This window comes from Microbacterium sp. APC 3901, from assembly GCF_030407765.1.
Lineage (GTDB): Bacteria > Actinomycetota > Actinomycetes > Actinomycetales > Microbacteriaceae > Microbacterium.
In genome coordinates, this window is sequence record NZ_JASDCU010000004.1 from 171,368 (window position 1) to 189,650 (window position 18,283).

19 protein-coding genes and 1 tRNA gene are annotated in these 18,283 nt (G+C 66.1%); 12 read left to right on the forward strand and 8 right to left on the reverse strand.

All coding sequences use genetic code 11. The annotated features are described in order from the left end of the window. The first annotated feature begins 152 nt into the window (after positions 1–152). Genes QMA07_RS05300 through QMA07_RS05310 form a run of 3 tightly spaced genes read left to right on the forward strand, consistent with a single transcriptional unit; the run spans position 153 to position 1,807 of the window. Positions 153–629: a hypothetical protein gene (locus QMA07_RS05300; protein WP_290160453.1), complete on the forward strand. Its 477-nt coding sequence runs from the start codon at positions 153–155 to the stop codon at positions 627–629. Beyond that, the gene (locus tag QMA07_RS05305; RefSeq protein WP_290160454.1) at positions 626–1,084 is read left to right on the forward strand and encodes a hypothetical protein; all 459 of its coding nucleotides are present in this window, start codon (positions 626–628) and stop codon (positions 1,082–1,084) included. The genes QMA07_RS05300 and QMA07_RS05305 overlap by 4 nt, the downstream gene beginning before the upstream one ends. Positions 1,085–1,135: 51 nt before the next feature. Continuing rightward, positions 1,136–1,807 carry a recombinase family protein gene (locus tag QMA07_RS05310; RefSeq protein ID WP_290160455.1) on the forward strand — a complete coding sequence of 224 codons (672 nt, stop codon included), beginning with the start codon at positions 1,136–1,138 and terminating at the stop codon, positions 1,805–1,807. A gap of 757 nt (positions 1,808–2,564) precedes the next feature. Here the strand turns inward: QMA07_RS05310 and QMA07_RS05315 are convergent. From QMA07_RS05315 to QMA07_RS05330, 4 genes are all read right to left on the reverse strand, one after another. Further along, the gene (locus QMA07_RS05315) at positions 2,565–3,728 is read right to left on the reverse strand and encodes a hypothetical protein (RefSeq protein ID WP_290160456.1); all 1,164 of its coding nucleotides are present in this window, start codon (positions 3,726–3,728) and stop codon (positions 2,565–2,567) included. Then, positions 3,725–4,570: a serine/threonine-protein kinase gene (locus QMA07_RS05320; RefSeq protein WP_290160457.1), complete on the reverse strand. Its 846-nt coding sequence runs from the start codon at positions 4,568–4,570 to the stop codon at positions 3,725–3,727. Before QMA07_RS05320 ends, QMA07_RS05315 begins: the two co-directional genes overlap by 4 nt. Before the next feature lie 159 nt (positions 4,571–4,729). After that, entirely contained in the window at positions 4,730–5,080 is a 351-nt protein-coding gene (locus QMA07_RS05325) for a hypothetical protein (RefSeq protein WP_290160458.1), read from the reverse strand. After that, on the reverse strand, positions 5,077–6,147 hold the full coding sequence (locus QMA07_RS05330) for a tyrosine-type recombinase/integrase (RefSeq protein ID WP_290160459.1): 1,071 nt from the start codon (positions 6,145–6,147) through the stop codon (positions 5,077–5,079). Before QMA07_RS05330 ends, QMA07_RS05325 begins: the two co-directional genes overlap by 4 nt. A 191-nt stretch (positions 6,148–6,338) precedes the next feature. Here QMA07_RS05330 and QMA07_RS05335 point away from each other — a divergent pair, with 191 nt between their 5' ends. Next, positions 6,339–7,259: a cation diffusion facilitator family transporter gene (locus QMA07_RS05335; protein WP_290160460.1), complete on the forward strand. Its 921-nt coding sequence runs from the start codon at positions 6,339–6,341 to the stop codon at positions 7,257–7,259. 4 nt (positions 7,260–7,263) lie between these two features. Here QMA07_RS05335 and ligD read toward each other — a convergent pair whose 3' ends face one another. Further along, entirely contained in the window at positions 7,264–9,252 is a 1,989-nt protein-coding gene (gene ligD, locus QMA07_RS05340; RefSeq protein WP_290160461.1) for a non-homologous end-joining DNA ligase, read from the reverse strand. A gap of 58 nt (positions 9,253–9,310) precedes the next feature. On the opposite strand from ligD, the gene QMA07_RS05345 reads away from it, so the two are divergent. Further along, positions 9,311–10,165, forward strand: a complete 855-nt coding sequence (locus tag QMA07_RS05345) for a Ku protein (protein WP_290160462.1) — start codon at positions 9,311–9,313, stop codon at positions 10,163–10,165. A 32-nt stretch (positions 10,166–10,197) separates the two neighbouring features. On the opposite strand, the gene QMA07_RS05350 is transcribed toward QMA07_RS05345, so the two are convergent. After that, complete coding sequence (locus QMA07_RS05350) at positions 10,198–10,968, reverse strand: VTT domain-containing protein (RefSeq protein ID WP_290160463.1); 771 nt, start codon at positions 10,966–10,968, stop codon at positions 10,198–10,200. A gap of 66 nt (positions 10,969–11,034) precedes the next feature. Next, positions 11,035–11,116: transfer RNA gene (locus QMA07_RS05355), tRNA-Leu, on the reverse strand. A 123-nt stretch (positions 11,117–11,239) separates the two neighbouring features. On the opposite strand from QMA07_RS05355, the gene QMA07_RS05360 reads away from it, so the two are divergent. From QMA07_RS05360 to QMA07_RS05370, 3 genes are read left to right on the forward strand one after another with little or no spacing between them, the layout of a single operon-like run. Continuing rightward, positions 11,240–12,436 carry an ATPase, T2SS/T4P/T4SS family gene (locus tag QMA07_RS05360; protein ID WP_290160531.1) on the forward strand — a complete coding sequence of 399 codons (1,197 nt, stop codon included), beginning with the start codon at positions 11,240–11,242 and terminating at the stop codon, positions 12,434–12,436. Then, positions 12,433–13,290, forward strand: a complete 858-nt coding sequence (locus tag QMA07_RS05365) for a type II secretion system F family protein (protein WP_290160464.1) — start codon at positions 12,433–12,435, stop codon at positions 13,288–13,290. The genes QMA07_RS05360 and QMA07_RS05365 overlap by 4 nt, the downstream gene beginning before the upstream one ends. Further along, a complete protein-coding gene (locus QMA07_RS05370; RefSeq protein ID WP_290160465.1) occupies positions 13,287–14,159 on the forward strand; it encodes a type II secretion system F family protein in 873 nt (290 codons plus the stop codon). Before QMA07_RS05365 ends, QMA07_RS05370 begins: the two co-directional genes overlap by 4 nt. Positions 14,160–14,167: 8 nt before the next feature. Here the strand turns inward: QMA07_RS05370 and QMA07_RS05375 are convergent, their stop codons facing one another. After that, positions 14,168–14,854, reverse strand: coding sequence for a hypothetical protein (locus tag QMA07_RS05375; protein ID WP_290160466.1), 687 nt, complete (start codon positions 14,852–14,854; stop codon positions 14,168–14,170). A gap of 301 nt (positions 14,855–15,155) precedes the next feature. Between QMA07_RS05375 and QMA07_RS05380 the strand changes: the two genes are divergently transcribed. The 4 genes from QMA07_RS05380 (at position 15,156) to QMA07_RS05395 (ending at position 18,241) form a co-directional block, all read left to right on the forward strand. Then, a complete protein-coding gene (locus tag QMA07_RS05380) occupies positions 15,156–16,262 on the forward strand; it encodes a phage major capsid protein (RefSeq protein ID WP_290160467.1) in 1,107 nt (368 codons plus the stop codon). Between the two features lie 174 nt (positions 16,263–16,436). Beyond that, positions 16,437–16,748 (forward strand): hypothetical protein, encoded by a 312-nt coding sequence (locus tag QMA07_RS05385; RefSeq protein WP_290160468.1) that lies wholly within the window; start codon positions 16,437–16,439, stop codon positions 16,746–16,748. Between the two features lie 398 nt (positions 16,749–17,146). Continuing rightward, the gene (locus QMA07_RS05390) at positions 17,147–17,392 is read left to right on the forward strand and encodes a hypothetical protein (RefSeq protein WP_290160469.1); all 246 of its coding nucleotides are present in this window, start codon (positions 17,147–17,149) and stop codon (positions 17,390–17,392) included. Between the two features lie 192 nt (positions 17,393–17,584). Beyond that, the gene (locus tag QMA07_RS05395; protein WP_290160470.1) at positions 17,585–18,241 is read left to right on the forward strand and encodes a DUF3800 domain-containing protein; all 657 of its coding nucleotides are present in this window, start codon (positions 17,585–17,587) and stop codon (positions 18,239–18,241) included. Positions 18,242–18,283 lie beyond the last annotated feature (42 nt).

An 18,283-nucleotide genomic window follows, 5' to 3' on the forward strand; every position in this document is an offset into this window, starting at 1 on the left:
CGCCCACACACTCCGACCGGCCCGTAGCGCCATGGCACGGGACTGCCCGCGGGCCGGTCGGGCAATACCCCGGCCCTCCGCCCCTAACTAACCGGGGCCACTGGATACGCACACGGCGGAGGGCCGGTCCACATCAGCACCAGGAGGACACCATGAAGACCAGCAGGGCCGCACGAACGATTCATCCGTTCCGCACGAGTGGCGTGAACGCGCCCGGCTATAGCAGGGCAGCACCTCAGCAGGCCCAGCAGGCCCCTCAGCAGCCGCAGCAGCCGCAGCAGCGAGCGAAGCCGGTAGTCGTGACCATCGGGCCGGGAAGGCCCTCAGCTCGCGCGCAGGCCCACCTTGACGCCGTGAAGGACACGCGCCTCGTGGACCCGCCGCGGGTACCAGCATCGGCCACGACCACCGACGTATTCATCGACGGGGCGAAGGTGTCGATCCCCGCAGATTGGCAGATTGCGTTCAGCTCCCACAAAGGCAAGGACACGCTCTACGCGCTGGAGCCCAATGGCACGCTGCACGTGCTGACGCTCGACGCTCAGGGACGCCTACGTGAACTGGCGGGGCTCTCACCCGAGCTGATCGCGGATCTCTTCCGCTGGAGGTTCCCGAGGTTCAAGCGGTGACGCTCATCCCGATTGGTCGCAAGCTCGCGACCGCCGACGCACGAACGCTGGGAAGAGACGCCGTGGTCGATGCCGTCCTCGCCGTCAAGTCGCAGTACGGCACACCGCCGCCTGACCTCCTCGCAGCACTCCGAGACGTCGGTCCTGTGCATGCCGATCTCGTGGCCGTCAGCTCGGAGTGGATCGATGGTCACCCGCGGTTGCACTACGGGGTTGAAGATTACCGACCCCTGACGCCGGACGACCTTCCCGAGATCTTGTTCCGCTGGGGTGAGACCGGGGATGGCGTGTGGTGGTCAGGATCTCGATTCGACGCCTGGCGCGAGGGCTCGGGGCGACACACCGATCCGAGCATGTGGACCGCCGAGCGAGAACAGCTCGATGTCATCGCATCCTTCCGGTGCCGATTCGGCAGAACCCACGCGCCGACCGAGTTTGTGGCCATCCGTCACTGACGCGCGATGAGTGTCTGTACATAAAGGGACCCCTTTATGTATGATCGACTCATGAGCCCCGCATCCGAGCGCACCACAAAAGCACTCCTCTACGTTCGAGTGAGCACGGAAGAGCAGGCCGATAAGGGCGCTTCGCTGGAGGCGCAGGAACAGGCCCTCATGGTCGAGGCCGTGCGGCGCGGCTACGACTTCGAGGTCGTGCGCGAGGAGGGCAAGAGCGCGAAGAGCATTCAAGGCCGCGACAAGCTCGTGGAGGCGCTGGACCTTCTCGACAAGCACAAGGCTGACGTACTGATGGCTGTCCGCATGGATCGCCTCTCCCGCGACGTAGGCGACGTCGCCGCGCTCATGCGCCGCAGCAAGCGGAGGGGCTGGGGGATCATTCTCTCCGGCGAGCGCATCGACACCACGCCGGACGGTGAGTTTCGGACGCACCTCGATGCTGCACTCGCTCAGCGAGAGCGCGGGATGATCGGGGTCCGAACTCGGGAGGGCATGGCGCAGCGTAAGGCCGAGGGCAAGCACATGGGACGCAGTGTGGACAAGGCCTTCTTGCCTACGTACCAGCGCGTGCTGTCCCTCCATGCGGACGGCGAGAGCCTGAACGCTATTGCTCGCATGCTGAACAGCGAGGACGTGCCCACCGCCAAGGGCGGCAAGTGGTACCCCTCGACCGTTCGCGCCATCGTCACCAGCGAGACCGCGAAGGCGCTCGTGGCATGAACCGGAGGCGACAATTGTTGCACTGGTCTAGAGTCGAGCAGATGGAGGTGGACGTCGGATGTACGCGCTTCATGTAGAGACTTCCGTGGCGCGAGCCGGGCGGAGGTTCGAGCCGATACGGGAGAGGGAACTGCACGCCGACGCTCTGTCTGCCGCAGAGGGCATCCCCGGTGCATCACGCGGCCTGGTTGTTGTGCCGGAGTTCGCGGGTCCAATCGGCATCCCAGATTTCACGGCGTTCGTGGGCAATGTTGCGGCGCTCCGATCACGGCAGAATCTTGCTGTCGCAGCGGTCATTAATGAGATCGACGCGGGGATCGTCGCGGCAGCGCACGTACGCCGCGCTAGCAGCGTTGCGGATCTCGCAGGTGCACTCGGATGGCCATCGACCACCATCGTCCCCCGCATGAAGAGACTCGTTGCGTCGGGGGCTCTCACCGAGGTGGATCGACATCGATACGTACGGCATCCAGATGTACAGCCGCAGGGGCGTCTTTACGCCGTCGAGGCCAAAGTGGAAGACTGGCGAGCCGCTCTGCGACAGGCAAGAACATACCAAGTGTGGGCAGATGCATACGTGATCGTCATGACGGGACTATCCGCGCGCACACAAGAAAGTTTGCTCGCAGAGGTGCGTCGCGACCGCGGGGGCCTGGTCGTAGACGGAAGGTGGGTTGCGCGGCCACGACTTGCACCGGTTGCTGCAAACCGCCGCCTACAGGCCGCTGAGATGTTCGCCGCAGCGACACGAGCTGGACTACAGCGTCCAGCCTTCTGAGGTCGCGTACCTACGAAGGCCCTCTTGGAAGGGCGAGATCCAAGGCCCAGCATCGTCTCGTACGCCAATGGACGAACGCAGGCTTCCCCAATTCGTACGAGCGTCTGTGTAGATCGCGTCCAATGTACGGGCTCTTGCCTCGTAGCTTTGATTCGCACCGACCACTCGCGCGACGATGCCGCTGAGCGCGTTGACATGGTGCGAGAACGCCGCGCGAGCGCCCGGGGCCGCCGGGAGGCCCCCCAAGCTAGCCGCCAAGACAGCGTCCCTGGCGCGGAGCAGCTCGCCGTCGCGGTCGGGGATGTGCGCAGTCAGACCGCCGAGGGTCGGTCTCGTAAACCACCTGCCCTGGCCCTCCGTCTCGCGCAGGGTGTAATCCTGGAAGGAGAGAACGCGTTGACGTTTGTCCCATCCAGTTCCGACAGCGAACGCTCCAGCAGCAACGGCGGGGAGTCCCGCAAAGTCACCATGCGAGATGTAGACCGGCGCATGCTCGCTCAGTGCTCGCACGGTACGGCAGATTCCGAACACCTGATCCGCCGTCAATGGTGCAGGCTGATCATTTGTGGGTTGCGCGAAGGAGAGGAACCAACCGCCAGGCGTGAGCGCTGCCAGCGATCCGATGTGCGCGTCGAGATCGGCACCGTCCGCCCAGAAAGGACCGAGTCCCGAGATAGTCAGCCAGGCGTCGGGATCGATGTCGAGGGCGAGACGCGCGAGATCCAGAGAGATAGTACTCAGCGTGCTGAGGCCAGTGGGAAGTAACGGTGCGGGCGCGAGGTGACGCGCACCGATCTCATCCTGCACGGCGAACACCTTCCGCACGTGCTCGCTTCGTAGCGCACCATCCGTGAGGTCAGCGACTGTGCCACCCCAAAGGTCGTACCCCGAGTAGTAGTTGTAGTCTCGCGTGCCGGGCATGTCGTGTACGTGTGTCATGGGGTCGAACCAGAACTCGACCCCGTAACCGCGGAGCTCGTCCGTTCGTTCGATGAGCCCTGGCTTCAAACCGCTACCCCCGCGATGCGGGTAAGGCGACAACCAGGGACTCAGCACGACCGCTTCGGCATCGCCGAGATCGCACGCTTCCTTCATCCACTGAGCCTGGAAGGAGCGGGGGCTGTCTTCGATGAATGTCGTCACGGTGTGGCCTCCAGTGCCTTCCGCAGAGCAGCGGCGTTAATGAATCGACGTGCGGGTTGAGGATGCAGGGCCTTTGCGATGATCTCCGCTTGCGCCTGGGTTAGATCGGCCCTGTGCGATGTGACGGGGACCATGGCTCCACTGCGAAGCCTGTCTGCGTAATCTTGCTGATCCCCAGTCCACGGGTACGGAAGCTGTCCAGTGAGTGCGTTGTACATCAAATTGCCGACCTGGAAAACATCTGACATCTGCATCGGCCCACCACTGTGAGAGTTGAGGTGTTCGGGTGACAGGTAGCCGAACGTGCCCGGTTGCCCAGCGAACGTCACCTGCGAAAGCAGAGTGTGTCGAGCGAAACCGAAGTCGAGCACCTTGTAGGTACCGTTCGACAGGCGACGAACGTTGTTCGCGCTCAGATCCCGGTGGATCACCTTTCGCTCGTGCCCTGCCGCAAGGCCATTAGCCACGTCTATTCCCATTGCGCGGGCTTCATCCCACGTCCACTGGCGACCCCCGAGCAGCGGCCCGAGATCTTCCCCGTCCAGGTACTCCTCAATCCACGCGGCTCCGTGAACTGGTTCGCCCAGCGTTACAAGACTGGATACAACGCGGACCACGTTCGGATTGTCGATGCTCGCCAGCAGTTCGACTTCGCGCGAAGCTCGCTTCAGCGTGTCGTCAGAGGTGCCGCCAATGGCGACCACCTTCAGCACACAGTCCCCGCCGTTATGCTCGACTAGCCTCACGGCCTTCTGACCGCCCTGCGCGCCAATCACACCTTTGTCTATCGCCTGGAGCGCAACGAGGGCCTCATCGATCAAGTGCTGGTCGGCGACTGTCATGTGTCGAACATATCGGCGCGGGCTTCGTCATCACGAAATATCTCAATTCGATTGACGGAGTGTCGCAATGCTGTTGCGATGAACACGGCCCGTCCACGTGGCCGTTGGAGGCATGTGGGGCGGGTTCGGCGGGCTCTGGCCGCAGCACAGTCCTAGCGGTTACGCCTCGTCTGCCGCAGCGTCCAGCGCCTTCGCGCGCGCCTGACGCCGACGCTCGGCAGCAGCCGTCAGGCGAGCGGCCACCTTCGGATCTGTGGCGGGGTCGAGCGCGACGCGTTCGTCCTTAGCGTGCCCGACAGCGCGCTCGTTTGCCAGTGCGGCATCGCGCGCGATCCCGATCAGCATCTCGGGATCAGCTCTCAGTGCGGAGATGAACTCACGTTCGAGCGCCGCCTCCCTCCGGCGACGCTGGGCCATGACGGCATCGCCGGGGATCTGACCGTCCGCGGTCATCCGGTCGAGGTCCTGGGGCGAGGTCTCGTCGAGGCGGTGCGCGCTCTGTCTCCTCACGACTTCACCCAGCGAGGAGTAACAGCCTCAGCAGCAAACCGCTTGGATCGCTCGTCGTCGGCATGCTGATACCCCATGGCGACCCGCTCGCTGAGGTGTCCGCCGAATGCCATGAGGTCGGTCAGCGTGACGCCAGGCTGACGGGCATATGCGCTGAGCGCGACGTGGCGGAGATCATGAAGGTGCATCTGCTCCAGGCCTGCCTTTTCGCGGATGGCCCGGAATCGACGCTCCGCCGAATCGACCGAGAGGCGTCCGCCCCTGACGTTACGGAAGATCGCACCCTGCCCTTCAGAGTCCGCGTACAGGCCCTCCAACGCCGCGAGAGCCCACGGGGCGAGATCGATGGTTCTCGTGTGCTCTTCGCCCGTCTTAGTGCCCGGCTGGATGCCGTGTGGTGTGAGGTGCTTGACGACGTCCAGCCTGGATTCCAGGAACTCGACGTCAGACCAGTCCAACGCCAGCAGCTCCCCGATCCTCAAGGCCGACCAAGAGAGCACGGTCACCATGATCTTCATGTCGCCTTCGGCGGCGTCGAGGATATTCTCCACGTCGCGGTCGGTGAAGGTCGGACGCTTCCTGTGCGTCTTCTCGCTCGCGCCGCGCACGCGGACGGGATTCCGCTGAATCAGTTCGTCGTCCATGGCCACCTCGAAGATGGCGTGAAGGAACCAGAACAGGGTGTTCCGATACGACGGTGTGGATGCTCTGGTGTTCCACCATGCGCGGACGTCGGCGGGCGTAATGTCCTCGATGAACTGCGCTCCGAAAGTGCGGTTCAGCTCCGACAAGTGGCTCAGTCGTTTTCGGTAGGAGCTGGGCGCATAGCCTCCAGGGGACCCGGGACGCCGCGTCTGGAGCCAGTCCTCCGCGAAAGTATCGAACCGGGTGCGGGTCTTCGCCTGGATCGTTCCGTCGGCGTGGTCCGCGAGCATTCGAGCCAGTTCCAACAGGGCCTTATCCCGAGCCTTCTTCGGGGTGGTGTCTGTGGCGCTGTAGCGCTTGCCATCCGGCCCTTTGTATCTCTGACGCCAGTTCCCGCTTGCCAACTTCTGCGGCTTCTCCATGATGTGTCCTCCTGTGGTTGATACGCCGCAGGAAGACGTCCCGTACACCCTCAGCCGTGAAGTAGTTCTGGACACGCGATGGACACGCGCCGACCTTGCCCTACTCCCGACTGTTGACCCTGATTCTCATCACCATTCCCGACTGGGCCGATCCCCGCCGACGGGCGTGAGAGCCGGTCTAGCCTGGAGGCATGCACGATCATGCACCCGCCGCCGGCGGCATCCGCTCGGCCAGCCATCGTCGCCTTCTGACGATCTCGCTGACCCTGACCGCGACCATCATGATCGTGCAGGTCGTGGGTGCGATCCTCACCGGGTCGCTCGCGCTGCTGGCGGATGCGGCTCACATGTTCACCGATGCGTCGGCTCTCGTGATCGCCCTCATCGCCGCGGCGGTCGCCGCGCGCCCGGCAGATGACCGGCGCACGTTCGGGTACCAGAGGGCCGAGGTGTTCGGAGCCCTGATCAATGCGATCATCCTGATCCTGCTCGCGGGGTGGGTCGCGTTCGAGGCCGTCGGACGGCTGCTGAATCCCGGTGACACCGAGGTCGCGGGCGGGCTGATGCTCATCGTCGCCGTCGTGGGACTCGTCGCCAATGCGATCTCGATGTGGCTGCTCAGCCGAGCTCAGCGCACCAGCATCAACGTCCGGGGAGCCTACCTCGAGGTGATGGGCGACCTGATCGGCTCGGCTATGGTCATCATCGCCGCGATTATCATCGTGACGACCGGGTGGATGCCGGCCGATGCGATCGCATCGATGATGATCGCCGTGCTGATCATCCCGCGGGCCATCTCGCTGTTGCGCGAGGTGTTCTCGGTGCTCTCCGAGTCGGCGCCCGCCGGAACCGCGGTCAGCGACATCCGTCAGCACCTGCTCGACTACGACGGCGTGGTGGGGGTGCACGACGTGCACGTGTGGCAGCTCACCCGTGGAGCCCCCGTGTTCAGCGCACACGTCAGCGTGGAGCCGGCACTGCTCGCCGACGGACGCTCGACCAAGCTGCTGAACGACCTCCAGTCGTGCCTCGCACACCACTTCGACGTCGCGCATTCGACCTTCCAGATCGAGCCGGCAGAGCAGTCGGACTGCGAGCCGCATCACGCCTGAGGTGTCAGGCTTCGACGACGACGTCTTCGGGCGTCTTGTCGGGGCGAAGGCCCCGCCAGCGCGAGTGTCGCAGCACGCCGTCCGGAGTCCAGTTCGCGAACTCGACCTCGCCGACGAGCTCGGGTTCCACCCACAGCGCGTCCGAGGCATCGAGCGCCGGGACGCCGTCGAGCGGTGCCGTGTCGACGCGCAGGGGCACGAGGCGCGCGAGCAGGTCGCGCAGCATGCGATCGGTGAAGCCCGTCCCCACACGGCCGACGTACCGCAACTGGCCGCCATCGGGCACCGCGAGCAGCAGCGAGCCGAACGTGCCCTCGCGGTCGCCCTTTCCGGGACGGATGCCGACGATCACGACCTCCTGCATCCGGGTGTGCTTGATCTTGAGCCACGAGGGTGAGCGCTGACCCGGGCGATAGCGCGATGACGGATCCTTCACCACGACACCCTCGAGGCCGAACTCGTCGCTCGCGGCGAGGGCCGCGTCGAGGTCGTCGAACACGGGCGGCACCTGCACAGGCGCATCGATGTCGGAGATGACCTCCTCGAGCAGGGTGCGTCGCTGTGCGAGCGGCATCGAGCTGAGGTCGTGGCCGTCGAGGCGCAGCAGATCGAAGACCATGTAGACGATCGGAGTGCGCACGACCTCGCGTTCGATCTCACGCGGCCGGGTCAGGTGCATGCGGTTCTGGAGCATCGAGAAGCTCGGTCTGCCTCGTGCATCGAATGCCACGATCTCGCCGTCGATGATCGCGTCGGTCACGGGGAGGAACGGCGCTCCGTCAGCGGTCAGCTCGGGGTAGCGGGCAGTGATGTCGGTGCCGCTGCGGGCGTGCAGCAGCATCCGGCCGTCGGCCCAGGTGCCGATCGCGCGAATGCCGTCCCACTTGACCTCGACCCACGAGGGCGAGCTGAGGATGCGCGCGATGGCAGGGGTGCCGTTCTCGGCGAGCATGGGGGAGAGGGATGCCGGGGAGACGGGTGCGGATGCACTCGAGGCCGCGGCGATTCGCGGGCGGTGACGCGAGGCGCCGGGTCGCGTGATGGTGGCGGCTTCGAGTGTCTGCTCCGACTTCTCTGCTACCGAGCGCGGGCGCTCGTCAGGGGGCTCGGTGCGCAGAGGTGCGAGCGGATCCAGCCCCGATTCCGCACGTTCGAGCACGGTCGTGAAGTCGAGCTGCGCCAGGTCAGGATCGTCGAGTTCCTCCCACGTGCGGGGCGCAGCGACCCACGGCTGTGCACGGCCGCGCATCGAGTACGGCGAGATCGTGGTCTTCTTGCCGTTGTTCTGGCTCCAGTCGAGGAAGACCTTGCCCCCGCGCGCGGCTTTGGCCATGGTGCTGGTGGCGAGGTCGGGGTGCTCCGCCTCGATGAGCCGGGCGATCTCCTTCACGACCAGCGAGATCTCGTCGCTCGTCTGCTGCCCTGGCAGGTGAGCGTAGAGGTGGATGCCCTTGCTGCCGCTGGTCACGGGCACGGGGTCGAGCCCCATGTCGGTGAGCAGACCGCGCGCGATGCGGGCCACCTCGGCGCACTGCGCGAGCTCGACGTCGGGTCCGGGGTCGAGGTCGAGCACGAGGCGGTCTGGTCTGCCGGGCAGCCCATCCGCGGCGAAGCGCCACTGCGGCACGTGGAGCTCGATCGCGGCGACCTGCGCGAGCCAGACGAGCGTCGGCACATCGGCGACGAGCGGATAGTCCTTGGGCCCGTCGGAATGCTGGATCGCATGGCGGGGGATCCAGCTCGGAGCGCCCGGTTCGAGCTGCTTCGTGAAGAAGGCGTCGGCGGGAGCATCCGCGGTTCCGACCCCCTCGACCCAGCGCTTACGGGTGACCGGACGTCCGGCGAGCAGCGGCAGGATGCGGGGCGCGATCGCCGTGTAGTAGGCGATGATCTCGCCCTTGGTGGTGCCGGTCTCGGGGTAGACGACCTTGTCGAGGTTCGTGATGCGCAGTCGACGACCGTCGATCTGCACGTTCTGCGCCTCTGCGACCATGACGCCAGCGTAGTCAAGGTACTGGCCCCCACCGGGGCGGCTGGTGTTCACTGGGGGCATGAGAACGATCTGGAAGGGCGCGCTGACCTTCGGCCTCGTGAACGTGCCGGTCAAGGTGTATTCCGCGACCGAAGACCACGATGTCTCACTGCATCAGGTGCACGACAAGGACGGCGGTCGCATCCGCTATCAGCGCACGTGCGAGGTGTGCGGCGAGACCGTGGCCTACGCCGACATCGATCGGGCGTACGTCGACGAGGGGCAGACGGTCGTGCTCACGAAAGACGATCTGGCCGCGCTGCCGGCTGAGAAGAGCCGTGAGATCGACGTCGTCGAGTTCGTGCCCTCCGACCAGGTCGACCTGCTGACCCTCGACAAGCCCTACTACCTCGAGCCCGACTCGAAGTCCCCGAAGGCCTACGTGCTGCTGCGCAGGACGCTCGAGCAGACCGACCGCACCGCGATCGTGCGGTTCACGCTGCGTCAGAAGACCCGCCTCGCCGCCCTCAGAGTGCGCGGAAAGGTGCTCGTGCTGCAGACACTGCTGTGGGCCGACGAGGTGCGCGAGGCCGAGTTCCCGGCGCTGGATGAAGACGTGCGGATCTCGAAGAAGGAGCTCGAGCTCTCGGCATCCCTGGTCGACAGCTACTCGGCGGACTTCGACCCCGAATCGTTCGTCGACGAGTACCAGAAGGAGCTGCGCACGCTGATCGACGCGAAGATCGAGGCGGGCGACACATTCGACGTCTCGGAGACCTTCGGTGACGCCGAGGACGAGGCGAAGAGCGGCGAGGTCATCGACCTGATGGAGGCTCTGCGTGCCAGCGTCGCGCGCACGAAGGCGGCGCGATCGGATTCGTCCGACGAGAAGACGAGCACCAAGAAGAGCGCGAGCAAGAAGAAGGCGGGCTGAGTCCGCAGCCCGCCTCTCTCAGTCGTTCGAGATCAGTGCTTGCCGTCGCCGTCGAAGTCGGGAGCGCGGTCGAAGACCTCGGGGTCGAGCGCGAGCTCTTCCGCCTCGGCGGCGTCGGTCTCACCCTCGCCGGCCGCCGCCTCCTTCTTGGCCTTGTGGCGCTCTGAGAGGTAGTGCCACAGAGTGATCAGCGCGGTGCCGCCGACGGCCGCGAGCAGGATCAGGTCGATGTAGCTCTCGACGAAGTGCGCGACGGGCGGGATGAAGCCGATCGCGTAGCCGAACATGGTGAGTCCGAAGCCCCAGAGGATCGCGCCGATCAGGTTGTACAGCGTGTAGCGACGCCACGGCATGTGGCCGACACCGGCGGCGACGGGCGCGAACGTGCGCACGATCGGCACGAAGCGGGCGAGGATGACGGTGATGCCGCCGAACCGCTCGAAGAACGCGTTCGTGCGTTCGACGTTCTTCTTGCTGAAGAGGCCCGATTCCTTGCGCTCGAAGACCGCAGGACCGCCCTTGTGGCCGATGAGATAGCCGACTTCACCTCCGACGAAGGCGGCGAGTCCGATGAGCAGCGCCACGATCCAGACGTTGATGCCGAAGACGCCGTGCTCGGACCCGGCGATCGGATGTGACAGCAGGCCGGAGATCACGAGCAGCGTGTCACCAGGCAGCAGGAAGCCGACCAGCAGGCCCGTCTCGGCGAAGACGATGAAGCACACCACGAGAAGCGCCCAGGGGCCGGCCGAACCGATGATGGTGGCGGGGTCGAGCCAGGGGATGAGAGCGGCGTGATGCATGGATTTCCCGTCGTCGTGCGCTGTGCGGCGGTCAAGTCGTCGGTCGCGGGGGATGCGACAGATCGGTGCGGAAGGTGGGACTTGAACCCACACGCCCTAGGGCACAGGAACCTAAATCCTGCGTGTCTGCCAATTTCACCACTCCCGCGCGGTGAAATCAGTCTACTGATCGGGGGATCGCGCGTGGCTGAGGATCCGCCCGCAGCCCGGGCCCCGCAGCTGTGGATAACTCCGACGGGCGGCGCTCGATCCTTGCGGAGATGCTCGGGTGATCCAGCCTTCCGTCCTCGTCGCAGAGCGCGTCAGGCAGCGACTCCGTGCTGAGGGCACGGATCCGACCTTCGATTCGGCGGCCGCGCGCACGGTCACGCTGGCGGAGGTGCGCAGGTTCAACGATCTGGCGCTCGCACGGGGCGCGGCGATGATCGACGACGAAGCCGCATGCGTGCGCGACGTGCTCGCAGCCGTGAGCGGCTTCGGGGCACTGCAGCCGCTCCTCGACGACCCGGAGATCGAGGAGATCTGGCTCAACGGACCCGAGAGCGTCCATATCGCACGCGGCGGAGTCGCCGAACGCCTCGAGCTGCGTCTCACCGAGTCGGCCCTGCGCGATCTCGTCGAACGGATGCTGCAGTCGACAGGCCGCCGTGTCGACATCAGCCAGCCGTTCGTGGATGCGTCTCTTCCCGACGGGTCCCGCTTGCACGTCGCGATCGCGGATGTCGTACGCGGATCATGGTCGGTCAACATCCGCAAGTTCCTGCCCCGCTTCCGCACCCTGGACGCGCTGATCCAGCACGGAGCTCTGCCCGCGGAGCTCGGTGACGCGCTGCGCGAGGCGATGCGTGCGGGCAAGAGCGTCGTCGTGTCCGGCGCCACCCACGCGGGCAAGACCACGTTCCTCGGAGCGCTGCTCGCCTCGTGCGCCGACCGTCAACGGATCGTCACCGTCGAGGAGACCTTCGAGCTCGCTGTGCAGGGCCCCGACGTCGTCTCCTTGCAGGGCCGTCAGGCGAGCCTCGAGGGTACGGGAGAGATCACGCTGCGAAGGCTGGTGAAAGAGGCGCTCAGGATGCGGCCCGATCGCCTGGTGGTGGGCGAGGTCCGAGACGCGGAGGCGCTCGACCTCGTCCTCGCACTGAACACCGGTGTGCCTGGCGCCGCGACCGTTCACGCGAACTCCGCTGCCGAGGCGCTCGACAAGCTCACGCTGCTCCCGTTGCTCGCCGGGCGGAACATCGACAGAGCGTTCATCGTGCCTGCACTCGCGGGAGCGGTGGATCTCGTCGTGCACTGCGTGCGTGGCGACGACGGAATCCGACGGGTGCACGAGGTCATCGCGCCGACCGGCGAGGTGATCGACGGACGGATCGTCGCACGAGAGGTCTACATCCACGGCGGGGGAGCCGTCGCCGGCGGCGCGGCGTGGCGACGCGGCGCGCTGCAGTCTGCAGGAGGCATGCGATGACGGTGCTGCTGGGGGCGATGCTCGCCGCCGGCGTGCTGCTGTGCGCGTCGCCGTGGCTCTGGCCTCCGCGTCCGGAGGAGGAGAAAGCCAGACGCCCCGGACGTCTGTCTCGGTTGCTCGAAGAAGGCGGCCTCGCCTCCGTCAGACCACGCACACTTCTGCTGGTGATCGCGACGGTGGCGCTCGCCGCAGCCTCCCTCATCTGGCTCCTGACGGCGATTCCGGTCCTCGCCGGTCTGGCAGGAGCGGCCGCAGGTGTGGCACCGATCATCTTCGTGCGATCGCGACGCACGCGGTTGCGCAAGCTGCGGCGACAGCTGTGGCCAGACGTGTGCGACCTCCTGATCGCATCGATCCGTGTGGGGCTGTCGTTGCCCGATGCCGTCGCGAGCCTGGCTGAGTCATCGCCCGCGATGATCCGGCCGGCCTTCGTCGTGTTCGCCAGAGATCTGCGCGCCACCGGTCGGTTCGAGACGAGTCTCGACCGGCTGAAGTCCGTGCTGGCCGATCCCGTCGCCGACCGGATCATCGAGACGCTGCGTATGGCGAGACAGGTCGGCGGGACAGAACTCTCCGGAGTTCTGCGCGCGCTGTCGTCGTCGGTTCGTGCAGACGCCGTGTTGCGCGGCGAGGTCGAAGCCCGGCAGTCGTGGATCCGCGGCGCCGCAGTGCTCGGGGCGGTCGCGCCCTGGGTGATCCTCGGTCTGCTCGTGCTGCGCCCCGAGGGCGCTGCCGCCTACGGCACCGCGGAGGGGATGGTGGTGATCTTCGTCGGTGCGGCCGTGTCGGTGATCGCGTACCGCCTCATGACCCGTATCGGCCGTCTGCCCGAGCCGGGCAGGTGGTTCGGATGAACCCGGTGTCCGCGGCGGCGGTCGCGCTCCTCGGCGGTGTCGCGATCGGGTCCGGGGTGCTCTGCATCCTCGCAGCGCTGCCGCATTGGTCGGCATCCCCGCTGACACTGCGCATCGCGCCGTACGTGCGAGACGTGGTCCCCGACGGCGACCTGCCCGACGGAGCGCTCCCACGAGTCGGAGTGCTGTCTGTAGGTGACCGGACAGTGTGGCGTCGATCGCTGGCGGTCTTCGAGCGCCTTCTCGGTGGGGGAGAAGCCCTTCGTCGCAGGATCGAGCAAGCAGGGCTCGCGCTGGAGCACGGCGCTTTCCGCGGACGTCAGCTCGGCTGGGTTGTTGCCGGCATCGTGACCGGTGCGATCGCTGTCATCGTGCTCGCGCTCGCGGGGCGCATGAGTCCGCCGGTCGCGCTACTGCCCGGCATCCTGGGCGCCGCCGCGGGGTTCGGCTACGACATGCAACTGACGGCCCGTGTCTCACGCCGCCGAGCTCGACTGACCGACGAACTGCCGACGACACTTGAGTTCCTCGCTCTGTGTCTGTCGGCGGGGGAAGGGTTCCTCGACTCGATTCGGAGGGTGGCCGCGGTCGGATCCGGAGAGCTCACCAGCGAATTCCGCCGTGTGGTCCTTGCCGTCGGCACGGGATCTCCGCTCGCAGATGCCCTCTCCGAGATGGCCGCTCGACTGCAGCTTCCGGGGCTCTCGCGCTCGATCGACCAGGTGATCGCCGCGCTCGAGCACGGTGCCCCGCTCTCGGCCGTCCTGCATGCCCAGGCCGGCGACGCGCGCGAGGACGCCAAGCGGGTGCTCATCGAACAGGCCGGGCGCAAGGAGATACTGATGCTCCTCCCCCTCACAAGCGGGTAATTACTCTTTTACTTGGGATTGCTGAGCAGGGCTGTGGCGACACCGCTCACCGCCCCACCGAAGATCGTGCCGCCGAGACCCACCCAGATCGTGGTGGCCAACGAGACCTGCCGGTCCTTCGCCTCCTGCCGATTCCGGAGAACGAGCTTCGTCCGTCCGAGCCTCTTGTAATCGCGCCAACTCACGACGTTAACGAATACTGCAGTGCCCAGGGCAACCAGCGAGAGAGCGATGAGGATCACCAGCTGTGGGATGTTCTCAACCCCCATCCTCGTGAAGGACCACGCCAGGATGCCGAGAGGCGCGGCCGTCAACGCGAGCTGGGCGAAGAATCGTGGAGCAAGGCTCCGGCGGTGTTGCTCAAGAAGGGAGACCGCATCCTCGACAACAGCTTGAGCGAATGGGTCGCTATCCGTCGTTTCGACCACGCACTTCTTGGGGTACAGGAATATGTTCACCCCCGGGTTGCTGGCCTGCAGGACGAGCCCGGATCGTTCTCTCTCCGTCGAGTCCCGCAGATCGTCAGCCACGGTGGCGGTAGAAGTTCCTGCCAGGATCCGTACTTCTCCGACGTCCTTGGAGAGTCTCGCGATTATCGCGTCGATGTCGCTCAGGTAGAGCGTCACGGGGCCAACGGACCGGACGTTTCTGTAGGGCAGTTTCGGCTTGACGACCGGGTTTCGCGACATTGGCATGAGCCCAACCTTATCGACGCGGCGTTCCCTCTGTCGGAGCCCGGTGTTAACCTGTCCGTAGCAGGGCGCGATCGTCCGTGGCCAACGAGGAGGAACCCCGCGAGGGGTCAACTCGGAGGAGCCGCCAGCGGTCGACCTGCGAGCAGTGCAGCCAGCCTCCCCCTCGGGAGCGCTGCGGAGGAGGGCGTGAGCCCCAACGCAGCTGAGTAACCTCGGGGTGGTTCGAGGACCGTTGCATGCGACCCGCACGTCTGGCGCGATCCCCGCGCCCGTGCTCATCACGCATGGAAGGACCACAATCATGGATCCCAAGAAGCAGCTCGCTCAGATCAAGGCCGCAATGGCGGCAGTTGTGAACGGCGCGAAGGCCGCAGGCCGCGATATCACCGAGGCGGAGCTCGCCTCCCTCGAGCAGAAGGCCGAGGAGGCCGCTCGACTGCAGAAGTCGATCGACATGATGGATCGCGGCACGGCGATCCTCAACCAGTTCAAGCAGGGCGACGACGACGGGGAGGGCAGCAGCGCGAAGGCCTCGTTCCTCAACGTCAAGGCCACCGCCCGCTCGGTCGCTCAGAAGGCCATCGGCACCTCGTCGGACCTCGTGGGTGTCGAGTTCATTCGCGGCATCGTTCCGATCGACCGCCCGCGTACCTCGCTGCTGCAGGCGATCCCCGCGATCCGTCGCAGCAGCCCCGTCTACGAGTACCTGCGTCAGACGGTCCGCACGATGAACGCGGCCCCGGTCGCGGAGGGTGCGCTCAAGCCCACCTCGATCGTGACCATGGAGCCCGTCGAGGCGAAGCTCAAGGTGTTCGCTCACATCAGTGAGCCGATCCCGAAGTACATCCTCGAGGACAACGACGAGGTGCAGCGGTTCATCGAGTCCGAGTTTGTGAGCGGTCTCGACCTGGCGATCCAGGCGCAGCTCGTCAGTGGCTCGGGGATGGGGGAGAACCTCCTCGGCTGGCTCAACGCGTCCGGGATCCTCACCGTGACCGGTGTGGACCTCATCACCACGGCGCGGAAGGCGATCGAGCGGCTCACGGCGAACGGGCGCACCCCGTCGTTCATCGCCGTGGCACCCGCCGACTGGACGACCGCGCTCACCACGCGGAACACGTCGGGCAACTTCGACTTCGGACCCACCACACCGGTGAACGAAGCCGAGATGAAGCTGTGGGGCGTGGACGTGATCGAGTCCCCGGCAGTCACCGCCGGGACCGTGTGGACCCTCGCGGAAGGGGCGAACTCGCTCAGCACGGACGGCAAGGTCGATGCGCGCTGGTCGGACTCCATGTCCGACGACTTCGCCCGCAACCTGGTCCGCCTTCGCGTCGAGACTCGCGTCAACTCCGACGTGCGCACCCCGAGCGGCATCGTCAAGGGCGAAATCGTCCCGACGCCGTAAGACCCACCGGGGGCGGCGACGCTCCTTTCGGCACAGGCTCACACCTTGAGCCGCCCCCGGTGCACACACGCGGTCGCAGCGAGCCTCCTCACGGACGCTGCGACTGCTCCCGGGGGTCGGGTCAGTCCATGGGCCCGGCCCCCACCAACACACGACGGCTCGAGGAGCCCCACCATGACCACACCCACCCGAACCCCCGACGAAGAACGAGTGATGCGCGCCTACAAGGCGGGGCAGCACCTCACCGCCGAGGAGAGCAACACCCGCACTCGCATCCGCCGCCGCGAGCAGCGCGCATGGCGAGCGACCCGCGACCCGCAGCACATCGCCCGCGATTGCCACCGCGCCCACCCAGACGGCACCAAGCCGTGCCCAGGCTGCGGACGCACACTCCCGCTCGAGCACTTCGCTGCGGCCCCGCACGAGCTCGACGGCCTCCACTTCCGCTGCACCACCTGCCACCCACCCGGCGGCGCGGACCACTAGACCGACACTCCGCACGCAGCACCCCTTCGCCACGTCGATACGAACACTCACAGGGGGAGGGGGGTCGCAGTCTGAACAAGGCGTCGCCCGAAAGCGAGCGCCCGGCAAGCTTTCTGTCACCCCCCGCCGAAAACGTGATTCGAAAGTTTCGTTCAAGCGAACGAGGTTGTTTCGACCCGGGATCTGGCCTTCTTCGCTCCGGGTAGCCGAACGATCAAGCCAAAGTTCGCGGAACGCATGCGAGGAAGTGAGCGCCCGCAGGACGCGTTGGAACGGGCGGCTACAGGTGTGCGGTCGTCCCGAGGCGTTCTGAGCGCTCCTCGCCGCTGCTGGCTGTCTGGGGCGGTGCTTAGACTGGTCGCTCTCGGGGCCGGTCCGAGTCTCAGGAAGGACCGGGCATGAGCAACCGCCGAGCCGCGCGCGACCTCGACGCGCGAGCGTGGGAGTACCTCGACGCGAACGTGAACGAGAGTGCGGAGATATCCCACCTCCGGGCGGGCTGGGATCCGCCGTGGGAGCGACCGAGCCTCAACGGGGAGGACGTGACCGATCGGCCCGAGCTCTGGACGCCCTACCAGCGCGCTCGACGCGAGGCATTCGAGGCCAGGCTGGTGCGATATCGAGCAGAGAACCTGATCACGTAGGCCCCTCCCATGGACGCGAGCGTCACCACTCGTCAGGCGGTGGAAAGTCGTAGCCGACGACCTGCGAGAGCTTGTCGATTGCCTCCGTATCGGACAACAGTCCGGCTAGCCACGTACCACCGAATGCCTTCGAGCGCGAGTTATCCACAGGCTGACCGCTGCGACGTCGGCGCGCGCGCTTAGGCTCATAGGGTGCACGTTTACCTAGATGACTCCGGCGACGGTGGGTTCAAGTTCGGCCAGGGGTCGACCAGCCACCTCGTCATGGCGGCCTGCGTGTTCCGTGACCCGGCCCACATCACCGCGGCCGCGGAGCTCATCGAGGAGTGCTCGAGGCACAACCGGCAGACGCGCGAGTTCAAGTACTCGAAGACTAAGGATCGAGTGAAGGACTGCTTCTTCCGTTGCATCGCGCCCGCATCCTTCGACGTTCGCGCCATCATCATCGACAAGCGCACGATCTACAGCGACCATCTGCGAGATAATCCGTCGGCGCTAAAGAGCTTCGCGATCCGCATGCTGATGACGAAAAATCACGGTTACATCCGACAGGCGAAGCTCTTCATCGACGGCCAGGACACACGCGCATTCGGCATGCAGGACAGCGCCTATCTCCTGCGCATGGTGAACCGCGAGTCGCCAGGCACGCTGACCGATGTTCGACATGTGGACTCGAGCGCCAGCCGTCCGATCCAACTGGCTGACATGATCGCCGGAGCAATCAACCGACGCGTCCGCACAGACCGCCCGAGCTCCGCGGCGCACCTCGGTACTTTCGTGCGGAGGACCTATCAGCCGCATGGCACCTACTGGCACTTCCGCGGACGTGATCCCATCCTCGAGGACTGAGGGAAGGGCGACCCGCCGCCCTGAGCCTATTCGTGAGGCACG